This window comes from uncultured Friedmanniella sp., assembly GCF_964244005.1.
Classification (GTDB): Bacteria; Actinomycetota; Actinomycetes; order Propionibacteriales; family Propionibacteriaceae; genus Microlunatus.
The window spans coordinates 25500-47118 of record NZ_CAXTHG010000003.1 but is presented as its reverse complement, the minus strand read 5'-3'; the positions used below and the strand labels follow the sequence as shown (position 1 = coordinate 47118).

The following is a 21619-nucleotide window of genomic DNA, read 5'->3' as shown; positions in this document are numbered from 1 at the left end:
CTGGCACTCGTACAGTTCCCGGCGTGGTGCCGGAGCAGGAGTGGCGGGCGCGGCAGGTCGCCCACGAGGAGCGGGTCGACGGCTGGCTCGTCGGGATCGTCGACCGACGCCGCCGCAGCGTCGCCCACCCGGTGGAGGACTTCCTCTTCGAGTACTACAGCTTTCGGCCCGCGCAGCTGCGCCGCTGGCACCCCGGTGCGGGCGTGGTGCTGGGCGGGCGGGCCGCCCGCGCGTTCCTCGAGCGCCGTGACTACGTCGAGGTCGCCGACGGGGTCACCCTCGACGCCGAGGCGGTGCGGGCGTCCCGGGCCTCGACGCTGACCTGGGTCCGTGAGCTGCTGAGCGCGACGGCCGCCCGGCCCGGTTACTTCGGCTGCTTCGGGCTGCACGAGTGGGCGATGGCCTACCGGGCGCCGGTCGCGGAGCTGCGGCACCCCGACTGGCCGCTCCGCCTCGGAGCCGACGGGACGGCGGCCGTGGTCGAGGAACGTGGGCTGCGCTGTGGCCACTTCGACGCCTTCCGCTTCTTCACCCCGGCGGCCCGACCGTTGAACGTCGTTCAGCCGACGCGGGCCGACCAGCCGGCGCTGGAGCAGCCCGGCTGCCTGCACACCAACATGGACCTCTACAAGTACGCGTACAAGCTGAGCCCGCTGGTGCCCTCCGAGCTGGTCGCCGACACCTTTGCCCTCGCTCGCGAGATCCGCGAGCTGGACATGCGGGCGAGCCCGTACGACTTGTCGGCTCTGGGCTACGAGCCGGTGCGGATCGAGACCGCCGAGGGTCGCGCGGCCTACGCCGCTGCTCAGCGGTCGTTCGCCGTCCGGGCCGCGCCGCTGCGGGCACGGCTGCTCGCCGGGCTCGGTGAGCTCGACGCGCTCACGGAGCCGGCCTTACCAGTCGGTACATCGTCCGGTGGAACCAGCTAGCGCCGCAGGTCATCTCGCCGCCGTCGGGCCCGAAACCCTGTCGGCGGTAGAAGCGGTCGGCGCGTGCGTTGCCGTGCAGGATCCAGAGGTACGTGTGCTCGGCGCCGACGGCGATCTCCAGCAGCTGCCGGCCGAGCCCGGTGCCGTGGGTGCGCTGACGGGTGTAGAGGTGGTGCAGCTGGAACGGTGCGGACGACGTCGGGGCGCCGAGCTCGCGCTCCCAGGACTGCTGGCCCCAGCCGGAGCGGACGACGCCGACCACCTCGCCGGTGGCGTCGCGGGCCAGCCAGGACGACGTCTGGTCTGTGCCGGCCTGCCAGGCCTGCCGGGTGCGGTCGACCAGGGCGGCGGCCTCGCGGCGGTGCAGCTCGGCGAAGGCCGGCGGCATGATCTCGACGTAGGTCTCGGCCAGGCAGTCGACGTGGCAGTCCACGTAGTCCTCGGCGTCGTCCGGGGTCGCGGGTCGGACGTCGTACTGCTCGGGCATCGATCTCCTCGTCCGCTCCAGGGGCGCGCCCAGGGTAGTAGTCCGCCGCCCGCATACGATCGGCCGGTGAACAGTGGCGACGGGTGGACGACCTGTGCCCTCGGCCATCGGCACTGGGGTCTGTTCGGGGCGGCGGGTCTGTTGCTGCGCACCCCGCCCACCCAGGACCGGGCGGTGGGCCTGCAGCTGCGCGCCGACCGCAGTCACCACGGCGGCACCTGGGGGATCCTGGGCGGTGCCCGGCACGAGGACGAGACCGCGGTCGAGGCGGCCCTCCGCGAGGCGGGGGAGGAGGCGACCGTCGACCTCGACCAGGTGCGGGTCGAGGCCAGCTACGTCGACGACCACGGCGGCTGGGCGTACACGACCATCGTCGCGTCGGCCTCGTCGACCATGCCGCTCGCACCCCGCAACTGGGAGAGCGACGCCGTGCGCTGGGTGCCGTTGCCCGAGGTCGACGGCCTCGCGTTGCACCCTGGCTTCGCCACCACCTGGCCGCTGTTGCGCGACGTCGGTCCGGCGCCCGTGCTGGTCGTCGACGCCGCGAACGTGATGGGCAGCCGGCCGGACGGCTGGTGGCGGGACCGCGCCGGTGCGGCCCGCCGGCTGCGTGACCAGCTCGCGGCCGTCCCCGAGGGCCTGCCCGCACGCGACCTGGCGACGGTGGCCCCGGACGGGGTGCGGTCGTTCCCGGCGGTCGTCCTGGTGGTGGAGGGACAGGCACACGGGACCGAGTCGGTCGACGGCGTCGAGGTGGTGTCGGCGACAGGGTCGGGTGACGACGCGATCGTCGAGGAGGTGAGCCGGCGCCGGACCGTCGACCGACCCGTACGGGTGGTCACGGCCGACCGCGAGCTGCGGGCCCGGGTCGAGGACCTCGGTGCGCAGGTCCTCGGCCCGCGGACGCTGCTCGACCTGCTCAGCCGCCCTGCCTGACCGCCGGCGGGTCTCGGTCGTGGTTGACGCAACGGTGCTCACCGGAAAGGGCGCGGACGAACACAACAGGCCCACGGCAAACGAGTGCCGGGGGCCTGCTGGTGGTTTCAGCCGCGTACGACCGCGACCGGTTGGGTCTCAGGAGAGACGGTCACCGCTCTTGGTCGAGAACACGTGGAAGTGCTCGGCGTCAGCCGTCAGCCGGACGCTCGAACCCCGAGCCGGCGGACGCCGGGACGAGATGCGGGCGACGATCTGCTGCGCGGTGAGACGAGCGTCCTCGTTCAGCCCCGACAGGGTGCCGTAGAGGAACGCGTCAGCGCCGAGCTCCTCGAGCACGGCGACGTCGATGCCGATGCCCTCGCCGGTCTCGGACAGCGACAGGTTCTCCGGACGGATGCCGAGGGTCAGCTTGTCCTCGCCGGCCGCCTTGGCCAGCCACTCCCGCGGAACGGGAACGGTGTAGTCGCCGACCTTGATGCCGCCGTCGACGACGGTGCCCTCGATCAGGTTCATGGCCGGGGAGCCGATGAAGCCCGCCACGAAGAGGTTCTTCGGGGTGTCGTAGAGCTTCAGCGGGCTGTCGACCTGCTGCAGGAGGCCGTCCTTCATGACCGCCACGCGGTCACCCATCGTCATGGCCTCGACCTGGTCGTGGGTCACGTAGACGGTGGTGACGCCGAGCCGGGTCTGGAGCGCGGCGATCTGGGTACGGGTCGAGACCCGCAGCTTGGCGTCCAGGTTGGACAGCGGCTCGTCCATCAGGAAGACCTGGGGGGAACGGACGATCGCGCGGCCCATGGCGACGCGCTGCCGCTGGCCACCGGAGAGGGCCTTCGGCTTGCGGTTGAGGAAGTCCTCGAGGCCGAGCAGCTTGGCGGCCTCGGAGACCCGCTGCTGACGCTCGGTCTTGGAGACACCGGCCATCTTCAGCGCGAAGCCCATGTTGTCGCCCACGGTCATGTGGGGGTACAGCGCGTAGTTCTGGAACACCATCGCGATGTCCCGGTCCTTCGGCGGCAGGTCGGTGACGTCCCGGTCACCGATGTGGATGGCGCCGGCGTTCACCTCCTCCAGGCCTGCGAGCATCCGCAGCGAGGTGGACTTGCCGCACCCGGACGGGCCGACGAGCACCATGAACTCGCCGTCACCGATCTGGAGGTTGAGCTTGTCGACGGACGGGTGGTCCGCTCCGGGATAGACCCGGGTTGCTTCATCGAACGAGACTGTGGCCACGCCACACTTCCTTTCCACGGGCAGGTACGTGCCCGACGATCCGTAGTGGAAATAACCTCCGCAGTGTTGCACGTCACAGCAACCCAGCCAACACGACCCTCCCGTCAGGGACCCGAGTTCTAGACGGTCGGCGGCCCGACGGCGGCGCAGTCGCGGCAAGTACCGAAGATCTCGAGGTGGTGCTGCACGTCGGTGAAGCCGTTCTCGTGGGCCACCTGGGAGGTCCAGCTCTCGATCGCCGGCCCCTCGACCTCGACGGTACGACCGCAGGAGCGACAGACGAGGTGGTGGTGGTGGCCGACCGAACACCGACGGTAGGCGGTCTCGCCCTCGTCGGTCCGGATCGAGTCGAGCTCGTCGCTGCCCGCCATCATCTGCAACGTGCGGTAGACCGTGGTCAGGCCGATGTTCTCACCGGAGTGCTTCAGGTCGTCGTGGATCTGGGCGGCGGTCCGGAACTGGTCGGTCCGTTCGAGGATGGCTCCGACCGCAGCGCGTTGACGCGTCTTCCGCTGCGGAACGGTCACCATCGAGCACCGGCCAGGGCTCGCACAGGCCTGATCATCTGGCCAGAGTAGTGACCCGTGCTGGCGCCTCCAACCAACGCAGCCGCTCCGATCACGTCGTCGCCCCCAGCAGCTCGGGCCGCCGCGACCGCTGCCGTCGGTTCTGGAACCAGCCGAGCAGCCGGCAGATCAGGTAGATCAGGAACGACAGGGTGGTGACGTACGGGCTGATCGGCACCGATCCGCCGAGCGCCAGCATGATCCCGCCGACGGTGGACACCACGGCGAACAGGGTCGACAGCAGCGGCACGACCACCGGCGAGGCGGACACCCGGAGCGCGGCGGCGGCGGGGGTGACCAGGATGGAGAGGACGAGCAGCGAGCCGACGATCTGGACCGACACGGCCACGGCGAGGCCGAGCAGCACCATGAAGAGGATGGACACGGCCAGGCGCGGGACGCCGCGGGCTTCGGCCACCTGCGGGTCGATGCTGATGAACATCAGCGGCCGCCAGACCAGCAGCAGCCCGACGATGACGATGCTGCAGATGATGAGCAGGGCCGTCAGGCGGGGGTTGTCGACGGCGACGATCTGCCCGGTGAGCAGGCCGAACTTGTTCGCGGCGCGGCCGGAGTAGAGGGCGAGGCACAAGATGCCCAGGCCGAGCCCGAACGGCATCAGGACGGCGATGATGGAGTTGCGGTCGCGGGCGCGCGAGCCGAGCAGCCCGATCAGCAGCGCGGCGGCCAGCGAGCCGACCAGGGACCCCTCGACGACGCCGACCCCGAAGAGCAGGCCGGCGGCCGCTCCGGCGAAGGACAGCTCACTGATGGCGTGCACGGCGAACGCCATGTCGCGGGCCATCACGAAGACGCCGATCAGCCCGCCGGTGAGGCCGAGGACGGCGCCGGCGATGATCGAGTTGCGGACGAGGACGAGCAGCTCGGCGTAGTTGTCGAAGCGGAACAGCTCGCCCCAGATGTCGTGGGTCATCCGGCGTCCCCGCTGGGCCGGGCCTCGTGGCCCTCGTGCGCACCGTCGGGCAGCCCGACCACGATGACCCGACCGCGGGCGCGGATCACGTCCACCCGGGTCTGGTAGAGGTCGGAGAGCACCTCGGTGGTCAGCACCTCCTCCACCGACCCGGTCCGTACCTGGCCGGCGGCCACGTAGACCACCGTGTCGACCATGTCCAGGACCGGGTTGACGTCGTGGGTGATCATCAGCACCGCCCGGTCGGCGTCGCGCCGGCTGGTGTCGATGAGGGAGCTGACCGCGCGCTGTTGGTAGAGGTCGAGGGAGATCAGCGGCTCGTCGCAGAGCAGCAGCCGGGAGCTCCCGATCAGGGCCTGGCCGATGCGGAGCCGCTGCTGCTCACCGCCGGACAGGTTGCCGATCCTCATCGTCGCGAGCTGGCTCGCGTTCACCGTCTCCAGCATCGCGTCCACGGTGCGACGGCGGACCCGGCTCGGCAGCGGAACGCCGAACCGGTGCCCGTTCAGTCCGAGACCGACGAAGTCGCGGGCCCGGAGCGGGGTGCCGTGGTCGGCCAGGTGCTGCTGCGGGACGTAGCCGACGAGCGGGTGGCCGCGGCGGACCGGCTGGCCGAGGATCTCGATCGAGCCGGACGTCAGCGGCTGGGTGCCGAGCACGCAGCGCAGCAGGCTGGTCTTGCCGGCGCCGTTCGGACCGAGGACGGCGACGAACTCACCCGCCCGGACGCTCAGGTTGAGGTGCGACCACAGCGTCCGGTCGCCGAACGCGAGGGTCGCGTCGCGGATCGCCAGGATCGCGTCCGGCGCGTGTGTCTCGACCACCTCAGCCACCGAGGCTGGCGGCGACGGCGTCGACGTTCTTGGTCATCCAGGTCAGGTAGGTGTCGCCTGCGGGGATGGTTTCGGTGACGGTGACGGTGATCGCCCCTGGTGATCCACCGTCGGCCGCCGGGGTGCCGCTCGCGCCGGAGGAGCAGGCGGTCGCGGTCACCGCCACGCCGGCGAGCAGCAGGGCGCAGGGGCGGTTCATCGGGTCCTCGAGAGGTTCAGGGGGCCGAGCACGGTGTCGTGACGACGGTAGCCAGAATGATAATGAGTGTCAAAGCCGCTAGAGGTGCTCGGGTCACGAGCGCTCCGCCGCTGGCCTCCGTCCACGGGCGGCTCGCGATCAGACCAGCTGCAGCAGCTGGCTTCCGTCGTCGTAGGGGAAGTCGTCGACCGTGGCCGTGACCTCGAGGGCGCTCAGCTGGACACCGCCGCCGAGGTTGGTGAGGAAGGCGGTGTCGGCGGCGTCGCGGCCCGTGGCCACACGGAGCAGGCTCTGCCGCGGAGCGAGGTGGGTGGCGTCGACGACGTACCAGACGCCGTTCACGTACGCCTCGCAGACGGCGTGGTACTCCATCGGGCTGAGCCCGGGCGCGAACACCGCGGCCATCCGAGCGGGTACGTTCAGCGCCCGGAGCAGCGCGATCGACAGGTGCGCGAAGTCGCGACAGACACCCTGGCGGCCGAGCAGGGTCCGGACGGCGCCGTCGGTGGGCAGGCTCGAGCCGGCCGCGTAGTCCAGCTTGTCCGAGACCCAGTTCCCCACCGCGGCCAGCAGCGGCTCGTCCTGCAGGCCAGCGAACTCACTCGCCGCGGTCGGCCCGAGGCTGTCGGACTCGCAGTAACGGCTCGGGCGCAGGTAGGTGATCAGGTCGAGCTCGTCGACGGCCGGGATCGCGAACTGCCCGTCCACCACCGCCCGGTAGTCCAGGCTGACCAGCTGCGCTGACGTCTCGACGACGTGCAGCCGGGTGCCGTTCGCGTCCACCAGCTCTTTCGGCTCCACCGGCTTGCCGTCCGCCACGACCGACAACAGCTCGGTCTCGAACGGTGCTCCGGCCGCCACCGCGACGCTGTAGACCAGCTTTGTCGGCCCGGAGAGGGTGAGATCGAGGTGGGACGTGACCGTACGCTTCATGTCAGCAACTTTTCCACGCCCAGGTTCCGGCCCGGTGACGACGCCCGGCCCCCGCCCCGGTCCCCGTCCCGCGGCGGAGCCTCGAGGGTCACTTCACACACTCAAGGCCGACTTCACACCCCCGCCAGCGTGTGTGAGGTCGCCCTACGGCGTGTGAAGTGACCCTCCAGGGGGAGGTCAGGGGCGCGGGCTTGCCGGCGGCGCGGGCTCGCAGGCGGCAGTGGCGCGCAGGCGGTCCGGCTCAGCGGCAGTCAGCACTCCACGATGTTGACGGCCAGCCCGCCGCGGGAGGTCTCCTTGTACTTGACCTTCATGTCAGCGCCGGTCTCCATCATCGTCTTGATCACCTTGTCCAGGCTGACGGTGTGCCGGCCGTCGCCGCGGATGGCCAGCCGGGCGGCGGTGATGGCCTTGACCGAGCCGACGGCGTTGCGTTCGATGCAGGGGATCTGGACGAGCCCGCCGACCGGGTCGCAGGTGAGGCCGAGGTGGTGCTCCATCCCGATCTCGGCGGCGTTCTCGACCTGTTCGACCGTGCCGCCGAGGATCTCGGTCAGCGCGGCGGCGGCCATCGAGCAGGCGGTACCCACCTCGCCCTGGCAGCCGACCTCGGCGCCGGAGATGGAGGCGGTCTGCTGGTAGATCGCGCCGATCGCCCCTGCGACGAGCAGGAACCGGACGATCCCGTCGTCGTCGGTGCCGGGTACGAACCGGACGGCGTAGTGCAGCACGGCCGGGATGATGCCGGCGGCCCCGTTGGTCGGCGCGGTGACCACGCGACCACCAGAGGCATTCTCCTCGTTGACCGCCAGCGCCCACAGGCTGACCCAGTCCAGCGCGCTGAGCGGGTCGACCGGCCCCGGCACCTCCAGCGGGTCGCGGGCCGCGAGACCGTCGGCCTCGCTGACCAGCCGGTCGTACATCTCGGCTGCGCGCCGGCGTACCCGCAGCCCTCCGGGCAGCACGCCGTGCGCCTGGCTGCCGGCCCGCACCGAGCCGGCCATCACGCCCCAGATCTCCAGCAGGCCGGCCCGGACGTCGGCCTCGGGCCGGCGAGCGCACTCGTTCGCCAGCATCAGCTCGCTCACGCTCATCCTCTGCTCGCGGCACAGGCCGACCAGCTCGGCCGCGGTCCGGAAGGCGTACGGCACCGGCGTCGGGTCCGGCAGCAAGGTCGGGGTGCCGGATCCGTCGTCGTCCAGCACGAAGCCGCCGCCGATGGAGTAGTAGGTGCGTTCGCTGAGCACGTGGTCGCCGACGTAGGCGGTGCAGGTCATCCCGTTGGGGTGGAAGGGCAGCGCGCGCCGCCGGTGCAGCACCAGGTCGGCGTCTGGGTCGAAGTCGATCTCGTGCCGGCCGTTCAGCCGTAGCCGGCCGGTCCGCCGGATCTCCGCGGCCCGTACCGGTCCGGTCGCGGTGTCCACCGTCTCGGGATCCTCACCCTCGAGCCCCCAGAGCACCGCGTCGTAGCTGCCGTGACCGTGCCCGGTGGCGCCGAGTGAGCCGAAGAGCTGCGCGCGGACCCGCGTCGTACGCTCCAGCAGCCCCTCGTCGGCCAGCGCGGTGGCAAAGCGACCGGCCGCCCGCATCGGGCCGACGGTGTGCGAGCTGGACGGACCGATGCCGATGCTGAACAGGTCGAACACGCTCACGGTCACGGGCCTCAGTGTCCTCCTCCGGCCTGGCGCGGTGGAAGGCGCGGGTAGGCGCCAACGTCGGGGTAGCGATCAGCCAGGACGCCGGCACCAACGCCGAGGTGTGGCTGAACGTCTCGGCCGCCCGTGGACGATCGCGTCCTGAGGGATCGGTCCTGACCTGACTCAGCCGAGGACGGGCAGCTCGCCGTCGGCAGTGGCGAGCAGCCGGTCGACCCGCAGGGCGGGGATCGGTCGCGACCACAGGAAACCCTGGCCGTAGTGGCAGCCGAGCTCCCGAGCGATCACAGCCTGCTCGGCGGTCTCCACCCCTTCCATCGTCACGCGGAGACCCAGCTCGTTGGCCGTACGCGCCATCGCCCGCACGATCGTGTCGTCGGTGGGTCGCCCGAGCTCGGCCGCGAACGACCGGTCGATCTTGATCCCGTCGAGCGGGAAGGTGAGCAGCTCCTGCAGCGCGGCCCAGCCGGACCCGAAGTCGTCGAACCAGACCTCGAACCCCGCCGCCCGCGCCTCGACGATCCGGTCGGTGTTCAGGCCCGGTCCGGCCGGCCGGGTGGTCTCGGTGAGCTCGAGCGTCACCGCCGACGGCTCGAGACCGGCCCGCACCACCTGACGTTCCACGATCGCGACCCAGTCCTCGGAGTCGAGGTGTCGACCGGACAGGTTGACGCTCAGCCGCAGGGTCGGGTGCTGGACGCGCCACCGGCCCAGGTCCTGTAGCGACTGCCCGATCACCACCCGGTCGAGGTCGGTGATCAGGTGTGACCGCTCGGCCAACGGGACGAACTGGGCGGGGTCGTCGAGCGTGCCGGACGGGTGCTCCCAACGCGCGAGGGCTTCCACGGCGATCATCCGGCCGGTCTCCAGGTCGACGATCGGCTGGTACCAGGGGACGATCTCGCCGTGCCCGATGGCCCGGACCAACGCGGCGGCCCCGCGCTCGCTCGGAGCCTCGAGCTCGTTCGCCCGACGCGTCAGGTCGAGCTGGTCGGCCGCGACCGCTGCGAAGTCGGTGAGCAGCTCCACGTCCGTGGTGGAGAACGTCCGGGCGCTGGGGTGGGTGAGGTAGAGGACACCGACGACCGCCGCTGAGGGGCCGACCAGCGGCACACCGAGGAACGCGCCGGTACCGCCCTCGTGGTCGGCCGAGCTCGGGTCTTCGACGACCACCGGTTCGCCGCGGGTGGCGACCAGCTCGCTCAGCCGTTCCGCCTCCGGATTGGCGTCGATATCGGTACGGGTCGTGGCCAGCACCCCTTGCAGGTGGCCGTCGACCAGGACGAACGTGGCGTCGGCCACGCCGATCGAGCGCGCCGCCAGAGCCGCCACCCGGTAGGCCGGGCCGGCGGTCGCCTTGCGCTGTTGTGCGGCGGGGGGACCGTTCACGGGCCCAGTGTCGCACCCTCACCGCTCTCGGGTCGATGTTGCGGCGGATCGGCGCCCGGCCGATAGGTCAGCGGGCGTGCGGCGCGAGGTTTGCTGCTTCGTCGTTCAGCCCGAACCGGAGGACGAACGCCTCGACCGCGGCGCCGGGCTGGGGACGGGCGCGACCTGAGCAGCATGGTGACGGTGCCGAACGCGGGGTTCTGCTCCCCGCCGGAGCCGCGGCTCCGCCAGCCCGCACGCCTCTGCACAACACTGGGGTGATGCCGTCGCTGCCGCTGATCCTGGTTCGCCCGCCTTCGCCCCGGCTCGCTGAGGGCGAGCTCACCCACCTGGACCGCGTCCCGGTCGATCCGGGGCTGGCTCGCCAGCAGTGGGAGGGCTACGTGGCCGCCTTCGCCGACCGCGGCTGGGACGTCGTCGAGCTCGAGGCCGCACCCGAGCACCCGGACGGGGTGTTCGTGGAGGACGCGCTCATCGTGGTCGACCGGCTGGCCGTGTTGACTTCCCCCGGGGCACCGTCGCGCCGGGGCGAGCTCACCAGCACCGCCGCGGGTCTGGACCGGCTGGTCGACGCCGGCGTTGCCCTGGACGTGGCCGCCATCAGCGGAGCCGGGCGCCTCGACGGCGGAGACGTGCTCGAGGTCGCCGACGTGCTGTACGTCGGCCGCAGCACCCGCACCAACGACCAGGGCATCGCCCAGCTGGCGGCGCTGGTGAAGCCTTACGGTCGGCGTGTCGTCGCCGTACCCGTCTCGAAGGTGCTGCACCTCAAGTCCGCGGTGACCGCCCTGCCCGACGGGACGGTGGTCGGTCACCCGCCCCTGGTCGACGATCCGGGTACGTTCGGCTCGTTCCTCGCCGTCCCGGAGGAGCACGGCACCGCGGTCGTCGACCTCGGCGACGGGGCAGTCCTGATGTCGGCCGACGCGCCGCAGACCGCGAAGCTGTACGCCTCCCGCGGTCTGGAGGTGGTGACCGTCCCGATCACGGAGTTCGAGCGGCTGGAGGGCTGCGTGACCTGCCTGTCGGTACGGGTCCGCGGCTGAGCGCCGCTCAGCCGCCGGTCGGCAGGACGATCACCGGCACCGGTGCGTGCCGGATCAGCTTCGTGGCGCGCGAGCCCAGGAACACCCGCGCCAGCGGTCCCATCGACGACGACCCCAGGGCCAGCACCTCGCCCGGTTCCCACGGGATCGAGGCCATCGTGTCGCTCCAGGTCGCGCCGGTGGCGATCACCCGTTCGGTGTCGGCACCGATCACGCCGTCGGCGACCAGCGCCTGCTGCGCAGCCTCGGCCTGGTCGGCCCAGGAGTCCAGGACGGAGTCCTCCGCGGTGATGCCGGAGACGGGCGGGTACATCGTCGCCCCGCGGACGCCGAAGCTGGCCACCCGCAGCCGGACCCCGAACTGCTCGGTCAACGTCCGGACCCGGCCGACCACGGCCGCTGAGCTGTCGGAGTCGGAGAACGCGGCGGTCACCTTGGTCACCCCGTCGGAGGCGGTCGAGCGGAACTCCCGCGGGCTGATGGCCAGCGGCACCGGGGCCGCGTGCAGCAGTTTGTCCGCCGTGGATCCGACGACGACCCGCCCGACCTGGCCGTCGGTGGACGAGCCCAGCACCAGGACAGTCGCGCCCAGCTCGCCGACCGCGTCGACCAGCGCACTGGCGGTCGAGCGGCCGGTGACCGACCGGTAGCTGATGTCGACCTTGACGGTGGTGTCGGTGAGGTAGGCGCGGGCCTGCCGTTCGGCCTCCTGGCCCACCTGGACCGCGTAGTCGGCGTACTCGGCGTCGACCCGGGCCATTGACGGGGTGGACCACTGGCGCGGGACGACCGTGACCACGACCATGGGTTCGTCCAGCGCGTGCGCCAGCTGCAGGCCCAGGTCGAGCGACCCGCGTCCGCCCTTGTGCGGCAGATAGCCGACGACGACGCTCACGCGTGACCGTCCTCGACGGGGACCTCGGTCGGGGCGATCTCCCCACGCTGCAGCTTGCCGACGACCGAGTGCTTCCGGCCGTAGAGCAGGTAGAAGGCCAGGAAGACCAGCACCCAGCAGGCGAACACCACCCAGGTGACCCACTGCAGGCTCGACAGGATGTAGACGCAGGCGATAATCGCCAGGACGGGGGTGACCGGATAGCCCGGCACCTTGAACCCGCGGGGCAGGTCGGGCTCGCGCACCCGCAGAATGATCACGCCGACGGAGACCACGCAGAAGGCGGTCAGGGTGCCGATCGAGACGACGTCGATGAGGTAGTCCAGCGGGACGAACGCGGCCAGGATCGCCACCACGACCGCCACGATGATCGTGTTGTTCACCGGGGTCTGGCTGCGGGCGCTGACCCGAGAGAAGATCGGCGGCAGCATGCCGTCGCGACCCATGGCGAACAGGATGCGGGTCTGTCCGTAGAGCGTGACCAGGGTGACGGAGAAGATCGAGATCACTGCGCCGAGGGTGAGGATCGTCGCCCAGATGCTGACCCCGGTCACGTCCTCGAGGATCTTGGCGAGGCCGGCCTCCTGCTGACCTTCGAACGCCGTCCAGGGCTGGGTGCCGAGCGCGGAGAACGCCACCAGGACGTAGAAGACGATCACGATGATCAGCGCGGCGATGAGTGCTCGCGGCATGGTCCGCTGCGGGTCCTTGACCTCGTCGCCCGCCGTCGAGACCGCGTCCAAACCGATGAAGGAGAAGAAGATCGTGCCCGCCGCGGTCCCGATGGCCGCCTTGCCCATCGGGGTGAAGTCGGTGAAGTTGTCCCCGTTGAACGCGGTAAAGGAGATGACGACGAACATCAGCAGCACGGTCAGCTTGATCACGACCATGATGGCGTTCAGCTTGGCCGACTCGCTGGCCCCGCGGATGAGCAGCAGCATGCACAGCCCGACCAGGATCACCGCCGGCAGGTTGATGATGCCGGTGGCCCCGTCGCCCTTGGCGAACGGGGCGGCCAGCAGGTCCGCCGGGAGCGAGAACCCGAAGATGTTCGTCACGGCCTCGTTGAGGTAGCCCGACCAACCGACCGCGACCGCGGCGGTCGAGACGCCGTACTCCAGCAGCAGGCAAGCCGCCACGCCCATGGCCACGACCTCGCCGAGGGTGGCGTAGGCGTAGGAGTAGGTGCTGCCCGAGACCGGCACCGAGGAGGCAAGCTCGGCGTAGCAGAGGGCCGCGAGCCCGGCGGCGATGCCGGCCAGCACGAAGGAGATGATCACCGCCGGGCCGGCCTCGGGCACGGCCTGTCCCAGCACGAAGAAGATGCCCGTGCCGATCGTGGCGCCCACGCCGAACATCGTCAGCTGGAACGTGCCGATCGTGCGCTCCAGCCGCGGTCCGTGAGGGTTCGCGCTCTCACCGATGGGCTTGCGGCGCCACAGCTCGCCCCTCAGTCCCGGTCGCGCGGTAGAGGTGCTCATGACGCTCCGATCACAGGTTGCCCCGGCGGGAGGCTCCGCCGGCGGCTGGCCCGTAGTCTCTCGGTCCGCCGGCCCCCGTGGCCAGCCCCCGCGGGGCCTGTCACGCAACCGTTTCTTGGGCGCGGAGTCCGAAGGGGCCGATGGACGCTCGTGCGCCCCGCGGCGCGCGGCGTGGGTGACCGCTGATCGACTTGCCGTGGACTCGGGACTCCCGACCCGCCTGAGGCACACGTGGATTGGATCCTCTAGTTTGATGGTCCGAACTCCTCAAATCTGACGATCTCAAGTCCTCAAATCTGACACTGCAGGGTCCTCAAATCTGACGGTGGGGCTAGGATGTGTCCATGTCGGCCCCCCTCGTGCAGGTCGTTCCGCGACGGCTGGAACCCATCCTCGATCAACTGGTGGGCGAAGAACCGGTCATTGCTCTGCACGGGCCGCGTTCGGTGGGCAAGTCGACGCTGCTCCGCGCGCTAGCCAAGGCGCGAGGCGTCGCGGTCGTGGACTTGGATGAGCCGTCGGTGAGAGAGGCCGCTACGGCCAATCCACGTCTGGCCGTCGGTGGTCCTGGCCTGGCCTGCATCGACGAGTACCAGCACGTGCCCCTGCTGTTGGACGCGCTGAAGGCGCGACTCAACGTCAACGGCTCTGCGCCCGGCACTGCCGTCCTGACGGGATCCACCCGCCAGGACGCCATCCCGAGAACTGCCCAGGCGCTCACGGGTCGGTTGCATCTGATGACGATCTGGCCGCTCTCTCAAGGGGAGATCGGCGGTGTCCGGGAGGATATGGTCGAGGCGTTGCGGGACGACCCGGCGGCCTTGGTCGGTCGCCATCCGCGTTCAGACACGAGGCGTAGCGACTACGTGGCGCGCATTTGCGCCGGCGGGATGCCTTTGGCGTTACAACGACCGGGGCCGTCCCGCGACCGCTGGTTCGACGGCTACGTAACCCAGTCCGTCGAACGCGACGCAGCTGAACTTGGTCAGATCCACCAGCGGCAACTGCTTCGCTCGCTGCTCGGCTGGCTGGCCGGGCGAACCGGCCAGCTCGCGATGATCAGCAAGGTCGCAGACGTTCTGGGAGGCAACCGTACGACGTTGGAGAGCTACACCCGCCTGCTGGAAGACCTTTTCCTCGTCGAACGCCTACCGGCGTGGGGCAAGACCCTGCGAGCGCGGACGGTAGCAACCCCCAAGGTGCACGTCATTGACTCTGGCGTCGCCGCCCGACTGCTGAGGCTCACGCCGGCGAAGCTCTCCACTCTGGACGCAACCGCTCGCTCGGAGTTCGGCAGCCTGCTTGAGACCTTTGTCGTCGGCGAGCTGCGCAAGCAGATCTCGTGGCTCGACGAGCAGGTGACCGTAGGACACTGGCGGACGCACGACGGCGACGAGGTCGACTTCGTGATCGAGTTCGACGACGGTCGCGTCCTCGGCTTCGAGGTCAAGAGCGCTGAGCGCGTCAGCGGTGACGACTTTCGCGGGCTGCGCAAGATGCGCGACGCCCTGGGGGAGCGCTTCATCGCGGGGGTAACGCTCAACCTCGGATTGTGGTCCTACCCGTACGAGGATCGTCTGCACGTCATGCCAGTCGACCGGCTCTGGTCCCCATCGAGCTGACGGTCGGACTCGAACCGACAACCGCCTGTTTACAAGGTCGACGCCAGTAGTCCACCGGTGTCTGTCGTCCCTAGTCAGAGCGATCTAGCGGTTGCGCGGGTATCGCCTCGGGGGACACCGTTGCTGTCAACGCTGCTGTCAAGGGCGCCGCCTTCAAACCTCAAGCCGACGGCGCCGCTAGCCTGCGCCAGGGTGCGACGAGAGCCCGAGGAAAGTCATGCGTCTTGGCGGTGCGCCGTGGCGCCCCACCCACCGCTGGTGCGATTGCCGCTCATGTCCCGTGTGTGAACCAGCGAGTGTTAGGTACGCCGTCGCCAGCTGCTATAGCGGATACCCCACAGGTCGGGTGAGCGGCTGACATACTCAGGGGAACACTTCTACGTTCCACGGATTGATCGGACGGTTGAAATGCTGAGGATGTCCGAGTACGAAAGCGCCTTCCTGACCTTCCTCTGGGAGTGCGTCGATCCGTTGATGAAGGCAATCGATCCCGTCTACGCGCAGATCCCACATAGGCGTAGTGATGTTCTTAGGGTCGATCCCATCCGTACCGACGATGGCCGTGAGATCCCAGTCGCGGAGCCTCTGGCGGTATCCACCGATCTAATCATGAGCTACGAGAGGGCGATTGCCGGCGACTTCACGGAGATAAGCGAGATCGTCGAACGCGCGGCTCACGCCACGCTCAGTCAAGTGATGCCGGGTTTTTACGAACTCATCGATCGAACTACTATGGCAACCGGAAATGTTGTCGATGCCGGCGGTGTTCTAACCTACGACGCCTTACTAGACGCACTTGAGAAAGTGCACATATCGGAGTTCGACGAAGCCGGACAGCCCGTGGGAATGTCCTTACTCATGAACCCAGCTACCGCACAAAATCTTCAGGCGTTGGGGTCACCTACAGCTGAGCAAGATGCCCGCTACAAAGCGATCATGCAGCGAAAAAGGGAGGAAGCGGATGCTGGACGACGTCATCGACGCGTACCTAGAGACCGTAACGGAACGGGAGTTTGACCTGGTCTTGCTGTCTCTCCTGCATCGCCGTGGATTCACGGAAGTTCATTTTACGCATGGCGGATTCGAGTTCGGTAAGGACTTCGTCGCTCAAAGAGTATTCGAGGGAGTTCGTTATCAGTACTGCATTCAGTCTAAAGCTGGCGACATGGGGCAGGGTGAATGGCGAGCAGTATACCCACAATTGGATGAAGCACGGCTGAATACTCTGTCGCACCCATCCTTTGATGAGTCACTCAGGCGAGTCGGCGTATTGCTGACGACAGGGCGGCTAAAGGGCGGAGCCACGCTTGCAGCCCAAAATTATGCGCAGCAAGCGATTCAGCGAGGTGAGCCTACGCTCGAGGTCTGGGACCGAGACGAGATGAGACGCTGGCTATTGGATGACCCCGATGCTGGCCTGCGAGGGACGGATCAAGCGGGACGGATCCTGCGGCTAGTGGCGGCTATCGAGGATGGCAAGATGGACCAGATGCAACTTCAGCAGGAATGTCGATCACTTTTTACTGGTGATATCCAGGTAGCCAGCATTTGCACCGCAGTCCTGGCGAACTCCTGCCGTCGGTCGTCGCGTCCCGACCTTGCATCAGTACTGGCGCTTTCTCTTTTGAGGGAGGCTCTCTCACAGTCGAATGAAGGGGCTGCTCGCCTTGCGCGTCGGCTCTTCATCGCGGAAGTCGCGCCACTCCTGGAGTGGCTCGAGTCTCGAACGCACGACTCAGTTCAACTCGCTCGCGATCTCGGGGGAGTTCCCTATGTAACATACCCCACGGCCTGCCTTAAAGCGGCTGAATTGTGTGCACTCTACCTTCTTCTTCAAGAACCGGAAGCTGCGTCATCGGCCGGAATTGGAGCGAAGGTGTTGACCAATTTGCTTACCTTGCAGCCCGGAACCGCACATCTGTTATCCGACGTGTGGGCATCCAGTTTGCTGCCAATTGTGGTAGCGATGAGTAGGATCGATAAAACTGTTACGACTGAGTACCTGCATCGAGTTGTCGACTGGATTGCAGATGCTTATGACGAAGGATTCGGGCTTGCTAGCGGGGCGGATGGGCCTCGGGCTGAAATCGATCAACTGTTCGGCGCGCCGTTCGAGCATGTGGCACTCGAGAAGAGGCGCGCGTCTTACGCTGCTGCCGTCGTGATGGACCTGGCAACGGCACTTCGATTGTCCGAGTTGTACGAGTATGCGAATAACGAGTTCCTCGCAGTCGGCGCTGATGCGACTGTGGTCATCGGGGAGTCGGACGCCGGGTGGTGGGGCATGAAAGAATCAGAAGCACGAATGGCACCTCGGGTCGTATACCGGGAGGCCTGGTCCCCAACTGAGCCGGCTGGCCCACATCACCAGGCGGCGCCCCCAACTGCATCTGCTTGGGACGCATTGGCTATCTTCACCTTGGTAAGGGACCGTCACTGCTACCAGACGCTTGCGGTATTGTTGGAAGATCACTAAGCGGTGGCGCGCCTCGCACAGCATCAGCAAGCTGCTTCATCGGCTCTGGCCACTTGGCTGGAGCGGTGGTCGCCACGAGGTGCACGAAACGAATGTCTAAGCTCGTCTTCGACGTCAGTCTGAACGAAGGGGCCCTGGGGCGCGCGAGCGCTTGTCCTCCGCGCCGCCGGCTCTGATCCCATGCACCGCCGCGTCGGCCGCCAGGATCTGCGACCGGCGGTTGGTTCGTAGAGTGCCAGGTGGACACTGTTCGGACCGGACCCCGTGCCGCACTTGCGAGGAGCACTCATGACCGACGACGACCCACGGCTGGTCTCGCCGCTTGATGCCACCATCCGGGCCGCACATCGGTCGCTATCGGCCCTGACCCCACCCGGAACTCTCGCCGCCGAGAACAGTGAGTCGCTTCCGGTCCTCGTTGAGGATCTCGAAAATTTAGTCCCCCTTGCCCGCGATGGCGTTGCCGGTGAACTTGGCCCGGTCCTTCGATGGGTGGGACCTTACCGGGAGGAAGACGAGTGGGCGCCTGTCTTTGTGGAAATTGATCTTGACGAGTACTCTGAGGGTGATCCTCCCGGCGCCTTCTATATCGATCAGTGGGAGGGTTCCCCTCTTGCCCAGGCGGCTCGCGCTTACAGACGAGACTGCGGATGGGATTTCACCCCTGATGAAGCTGGTGTATGGCTGCTTTTCGTTGCGCCCTACTCAGCCATGGGTTCCGGGGACCAAACACCTTGCGCCGGAAATCTCGTCGGATTTGCGATCCTCCATGACCGAGATGAGGATGGCGTCTACGAGTCACTCGCGCATCTTTGGACCGCACGTGCATGGCGATGCCGCGGTGTTGGTGCTGACCTTGTTCGGGAAGCCCGAGTAAGGTTTCCGGTGACTCAAGTAGAGGGCCCATTCACGTATGCTGGCCATTCACTGTTTGTCGAAGTTGCACCAGATCTGGTCACATGAGCTCTAGAAGTGTCGGAATCGGGTGTTCAGCTGACTTGCTATGACAGGCGACTGCGACCGCAGACCGGGCTGAGCATGAGGAAGCGGTTCGGCGATTCGTCATTGTCCCGCGGCCTCTGCGAGTGCTGCTAGGCAATCTCGCCACTCGGAAAACGTTTCAACGCCCGACCGGTAGCGCCGCAAATGGTCCGATAAGGTCGTGAATGAGTGTGAGTAGGATTGCACGTCGCGAAGAGTGGGCGGGGCCTTGTGCGCGACGTAGTTTCGGCATTTGCGGATCTCTTCGAGTGGGCTAGCTACAGAAATTGCACCTAAGATCACGCTGCTGGAAGTGATGGCGTTGGTGATGACTGCACCGTTCCCGAGACCGAGGAAACTCACTATGCTTGTCAGACGGACTGGATCATTCCACTTCGGCTCGCCTTGAATGATGCCGAAGTTGTTTCCACGAGTGTTAGCAGCTAGATCGGATAGAACTTGGGCCTCTGTTCTAACTTGGACAGGCGTGTAGGAGGCACCACTTAGACCGATTATTGGGCCAGACGTAGAACTCATAACCAGAGCTCTCAGGAATCGAGTCCAAGCGTCCCACAGCGACACCAGGCACCCGTCCTCGCTTGGCACATAGGTATAGCCGTGGCCAGCTACAGACCGATTACCCTTGCAGACTGAGAAGATTGATTCCAACTCATCTAGCTCTGCCACGAAAGCGTCGACAGGAGTCGCCAAAGCTGCACTCATGTGATTAGGACTCGTCCGGGAGTACAGAGTTACAAACTTGAGAATTGACCGGCGAGCGCTTTTGCCAAGTACTCGAATCGGACCTGGCGACTACGCATCCGGGCGGTCGAAGCCCGAGCCTCACGGAAGTCCGTGAACCTGGCTCCCTCCTGGTCGGTTGAGAGGGCGAGATTAAGTACCGCGAGAGATTCCAGTATCCGATCCCTCTCGACCATCAACTGATCTGGCGGCGGCACCTCGGATAGAATGAGCTTCCCCGTCGGCAGCACTCCTCGGGCATACATCAATGCGGCAAGTAACATGAGCAGGTGTGGCCTCTGCACGATCGGTTCGTTCGCGAGTTCACCCAAGAGGTCAACTGCTTCGCCAACTAGAGAGATGAGCAAGTCTTGCGACGGCAGGGCTTCGCGCGAAGCAGTCCTAACGCTGGTGTAGTACCGCGTGATATCGGGTTCTGCTCCGTCTGCCACGCCTCGCGCTAGAAAGGCATAAAGTTCCGCGACAACTGACTGGTCTACCATTCTCACGCGGTCACGCTCAGATATCACTCCCAGATGCCAGAGCGGTGCAACGGCAAGTACTGTCTCCTTAACCAAGTCGCTGAAGTCATTATCGAAGCGTGCATTCCGAAGTTCGGGTTCGATCACAGGCACAGCATAGGAATTGATCCGAACAAAAACCTCGAGTACGTCGTCGTCGTTCGCGTTGATAAGTTGTTCACAAGTGAGTTTGTAACTTAAGAACGAGTCCTTTTGTTCGTTACTGAGGTCCGCGTACCGGTACCCCTTAAATTCCTTGGCTTTGGCGCCGAGGATGAGTCGCCCGGAGTTGAAGTCAATAATCGTGCGGAGACGCTGCTGTCCGTCGACGACGTCTCGGATCGTTCGGCGATTATCTCGATCTACCGAGGTCCGGATCAACAACTTCGGAATAGGGTAGCCGCGGAGAATCGAGTCGATCAGGTAGGTACGTGCCTGAGGGGACCACACGGAGCCGCGCTGAAACTTCGGGTTCAGGACCAGTTCTTGATCGTCATACCACTTGAGGCAGTCGGCGATGGTGTAGGTCTGCGGCGTACTGCCCTGCATATTTCTCCTTCGAAGCGACGGTGGCGCCACACTAGTGCCGGCGCGCAGCTGCGGGAGGGGGAGGGCCTGACGGTCACTGTGCGGCGCGGCCCGCAGCGCAGCGAGGACACGCGCCGCGTCCGAGCGCAGCGAGCCTTGATTGAGTAGAGGCAGATTCGGCAGTGCACTGATGGCTGGCATGGTGACGATCGGCGCTCCGCCGGTCAGTATGGGTGCATGGTCTCGGTGACACCGGACGAGCTGCGTGGGTGGCTCGACGTGCTTGAGCCGGACCGACGTGCTCACTCCCTGGAGGTGGGTCGCAAGGTTCAGTCGGTACAGACGCTGGTGGGCCAGGGGCTCCGAGAGGATCTGGTCACGGCAGGAACCCTGCACGACATCGGCTACGGGTATCCGGACACAGGCTTCCACCCGCTCGACGGGGCTCGTTTGCTAGCTCGGGAGGGCTTCTCGCCGGTGGTTTGCAGCCTGGTCCTACGTCACTCGGCGAGCATGATCGAGGCGGAAGAGCGAGGCATCGACCTAGCCGTCTACGGGGACTTCGCCGTCAATGATGATCTTGCCGCCGCTCACCAGCTGGTGTGGTGGGCTGACATGACCACGGGCCCCACAGGGGAGACCGTGACGGTTGAGGATCGGCTCGACGAGATCGCTACACGCTATGGGCCGGAAGATCTGGTGACGCGGTTCATTAGGCGGGCCAGGCCGATCTTGATGGCGTCATGTCAGGCGCCAGGCGGGTCGATCCAAGTATCAGCGTGAGTGAGGCCCCACTCGATGCGCATCCGCTGGCTCCGGTCCATCTTGAGTTCGGCGAGGCGCTCGACGGGCACCCACTCGACCTGAGTGGTTTCGTCGCTAGTCGTCGGTTCGCCTGACAGGTAGTGGGCCCGGTACACGATTGTGAACTCCTGGCGAACCTCGTCGTCGCTGGTGTAGTGCACGACGTGCTTGGGGTCGGTGTAGATGCCAGCTACGCCGGTCGGTCGGATGTAGATGCCGGACTCTTCGAGGGTCTCGCGGATCGCGGTCTGGGTGAGGGACTCTCCTGGGTCTTGGGCGCCGCCGGGCATCGACCAGTTGCCGTTGTCGCTGCGCTGGGTGAGCAGGATGGCGCCGTCCCAAACCACGAGGGCGGCTGCGCTGGGCTTGATGCTGTTGGCCGGCGGAGCGTCCGGGTCGTCGTAGTAGTCGATCCGCTCACCCATGT

General features: G+C 67.2%; 21 protein-coding genes. 8 read left to right on the top strand and 13 right to left on the bottom strand.

Annotated features, from left to right (window positions below):
- Window positions 1–23: 23 nt before the first annotated feature.
- Window positions 24–929, top strand: coding sequence for a 3-methyladenine DNA glycosylase (locus ACFE76_RS02655; RefSeq protein WP_375430188.1), 906 nt, complete (start codon window positions 24–26; stop codon window positions 927–929).
- Here the strand turns inward: ACFE76_RS02655 and ACFE76_RS02650 are convergent.
- The gene (locus ACFE76_RS02650) at window positions 880–1416 is read right to left on the bottom strand and encodes a GNAT family N-acetyltransferase (RefSeq protein ID WP_375430187.1); all 537 of its coding nucleotides are present in this window, start codon (window positions 1414–1416) and stop codon (window positions 880–882) included. The two genes, ACFE76_RS02655 and ACFE76_RS02650, sit on opposite strands and share 50 nt — an antisense overlap.
- Window positions 1417–1482: 66 nt before the next feature.
- Here ACFE76_RS02650 and ACFE76_RS02645 point away from each other — a divergent pair, with 66 nt between their 5' ends.
- A complete protein-coding gene (locus ACFE76_RS02645) occupies window positions 1483–2352 on the top strand; it encodes an NUDIX domain-containing protein (RefSeq protein WP_375430186.1) in 870 nt (289 codons plus the stop codon).
- A gap of 138 nt (window positions 2353–2490) precedes the next feature.
- Here ACFE76_RS02645 and ACFE76_RS02640 read toward each other — a convergent pair whose 3' ends face one another.
- From ACFE76_RS02640 to ACFE76_RS02605, 8 genes are all read right to left on the bottom strand, one after another.
- Window positions 2491–3588: an ABC transporter ATP-binding protein gene (locus tag ACFE76_RS02640; protein ID WP_375430185.1), complete on the bottom strand. Its 1098-nt coding sequence runs from the start codon at window positions 3586–3588 to the stop codon at window positions 2491–2493.
- Between the two features lie 119 nt (window positions 3589–3707).
- Window positions 3708–4118 carry a Fur family transcriptional regulator gene (locus ACFE76_RS02635; RefSeq protein WP_375430184.1) on the bottom strand — a complete coding sequence of 137 codons (411 nt, stop codon included), beginning with the start codon at window positions 4116–4118 and terminating at the stop codon, window positions 3708–3710.
- A gap of 88 nt (window positions 4119–4206) precedes the next feature.
- Window positions 4207–5088, bottom strand: a complete 882-nt coding sequence (locus ACFE76_RS02630) for a metal ABC transporter permease (RefSeq protein ID WP_375430183.1) — start codon at window positions 5086–5088, stop codon at window positions 4207–4209.
- The gene (locus ACFE76_RS02625) at window positions 5085–5912 is read right to left on the bottom strand and encodes a metal ABC transporter ATP-binding protein (protein WP_375430182.1); all 828 of its coding nucleotides are present in this window, start codon (window positions 5910–5912) and stop codon (window positions 5085–5087) included. The genes ACFE76_RS02630 and ACFE76_RS02625 overlap by 4 nt, the downstream gene beginning before the upstream one ends.
- Before the next feature lies 1 nt (window position 5913).
- Window positions 5914–6120 carry a hypothetical protein gene (locus tag ACFE76_RS02620; RefSeq protein ID WP_375430181.1) on the bottom strand — a complete coding sequence of 69 codons (207 nt, stop codon included), beginning with the start codon at window positions 6118–6120 and terminating at the stop codon, window positions 5914–5916.
- A gap of 138 nt (window positions 6121–6258) precedes the next feature.
- The gene (locus ACFE76_RS02615) at window positions 6259–7053 is read right to left on the bottom strand and encodes a transglutaminase family protein (protein WP_375430180.1); all 795 of its coding nucleotides are present in this window, start codon (window positions 7051–7053) and stop codon (window positions 6259–6261) included.
- Window positions 7054–7304: 251 nt separating this feature from the next.
- A complete protein-coding gene (locus ACFE76_RS02610) occupies window positions 7305–8711 on the bottom strand; it encodes an L-serine ammonia-lyase (RefSeq protein ID WP_375430179.1) in 1407 nt (468 codons plus the stop codon).
- 162 nt (window positions 8712–8873) lie between these two features.
- Window positions 8874–10097: an EAL domain-containing protein gene (locus tag ACFE76_RS02605; protein WP_375430178.1), complete on the bottom strand. Its 1224-nt coding sequence runs from the start codon at window positions 10095–10097 to the stop codon at window positions 8874–8876.
- Between the two features lie 260 nt (window positions 10098–10357).
- On the opposite strand from ACFE76_RS02605, the gene ddaH reads away from it, so the two are divergent.
- On the top strand, window positions 10358–11143 hold the full coding sequence (gene ddaH / locus ACFE76_RS02600; RefSeq protein WP_375430177.1) for a dimethylargininase: 786 nt from the start codon (window positions 10358–10360) through the stop codon (window positions 11141–11143).
- Between the two features lie 7 nt (window positions 11144–11150).
- Here ddaH and ACFE76_RS02595 read toward each other — a convergent pair whose 3' ends face one another.
- Entirely contained in the window at window positions 11151–12038 is an 888-nt protein-coding gene (locus ACFE76_RS02595; protein ID WP_375430176.1) for a universal stress protein, read from the bottom strand.
- Complete coding sequence (locus ACFE76_RS02590; RefSeq protein WP_375430175.1) at window positions 12035–13519, bottom strand: amino acid permease; 1485 nt, start codon at window positions 13517–13519, stop codon at window positions 12035–12037. The genes ACFE76_RS02595 and ACFE76_RS02590 overlap by 4 nt, the downstream gene beginning before the upstream one ends.
- 344 nt (window positions 13520–13863) lie before the next feature.
- Here ACFE76_RS02590 and ACFE76_RS02585 point away from each other — a divergent pair, with 344 nt between their 5' ends.
- The 4 genes from ACFE76_RS02585 (at window position 13864) to ACFE76_RS02570 (ending at window position 18580) form a co-directional block, all read left to right on the top strand.
- Window positions 13864–15141 (top strand): ATP-binding protein, encoded by a 1278-nt coding sequence (locus ACFE76_RS02585; protein ID WP_375430174.1) that lies wholly within the window; start codon window positions 13864–13866, stop codon window positions 15139–15141.
- 417 nt (window positions 15142–15558) lie between these two features.
- Complete coding sequence (locus ACFE76_RS02580; RefSeq protein WP_375430173.1) at window positions 15559–16158, top strand: hypothetical protein; 600 nt, start codon at window positions 15559–15561, stop codon at window positions 16156–16158.
- Entirely contained in the window at window positions 16103–17617 is a 1515-nt protein-coding gene (locus tag ACFE76_RS02575) for a restriction endonuclease (RefSeq protein WP_375430172.1), read from the top strand. The genes ACFE76_RS02580 and ACFE76_RS02575 overlap by 56 nt, the downstream gene beginning before the upstream one ends.
- A gap of 288 nt (window positions 17618–17905) precedes the next feature.
- Window positions 17906–18580: a hypothetical protein gene (locus tag ACFE76_RS02570; RefSeq protein ID WP_375430171.1), complete on the top strand. Its 675-nt coding sequence runs from the start codon at window positions 17906–17908 to the stop codon at window positions 18578–18580.
- A gap of 770 nt (window positions 18581–19350) precedes the next feature.
- Here the strand turns inward: ACFE76_RS02570 and ACFE76_RS02565 are convergent.
- Window positions 19351–20589 (bottom strand): DUF262 domain-containing protein, encoded by a 1239-nt coding sequence (locus ACFE76_RS02565; RefSeq protein ID WP_375430170.1) that lies wholly within the window; start codon window positions 20587–20589, stop codon window positions 19351–19353.
- Between the two features lie 36 nt (window positions 20590–20625).
- Here ACFE76_RS02565 and ACFE76_RS02560 point away from each other — a divergent pair, with 36 nt between their 5' ends.
- Complete coding sequence (locus ACFE76_RS02560) at window positions 20626–21171, top strand: HD domain-containing protein (RefSeq protein ID WP_375430169.1); 546 nt, start codon at window positions 20626–20628, stop codon at window positions 21169–21171.
- On the opposite strand, the gene ACFE76_RS02555 is transcribed toward ACFE76_RS02560, so the two are convergent.
- Window positions 21135–21617 (bottom strand): NUDIX domain-containing protein, encoded by a 483-nt coding sequence (locus tag ACFE76_RS02555; RefSeq protein ID WP_375430168.1) that lies wholly within the window; start codon window positions 21615–21617, stop codon window positions 21135–21137. The two genes, ACFE76_RS02560 and ACFE76_RS02555, sit on opposite strands and share 37 nt — an antisense overlap.
- Between the last annotated feature and the right edge of the window lie 2 nt (window positions 21618–21619).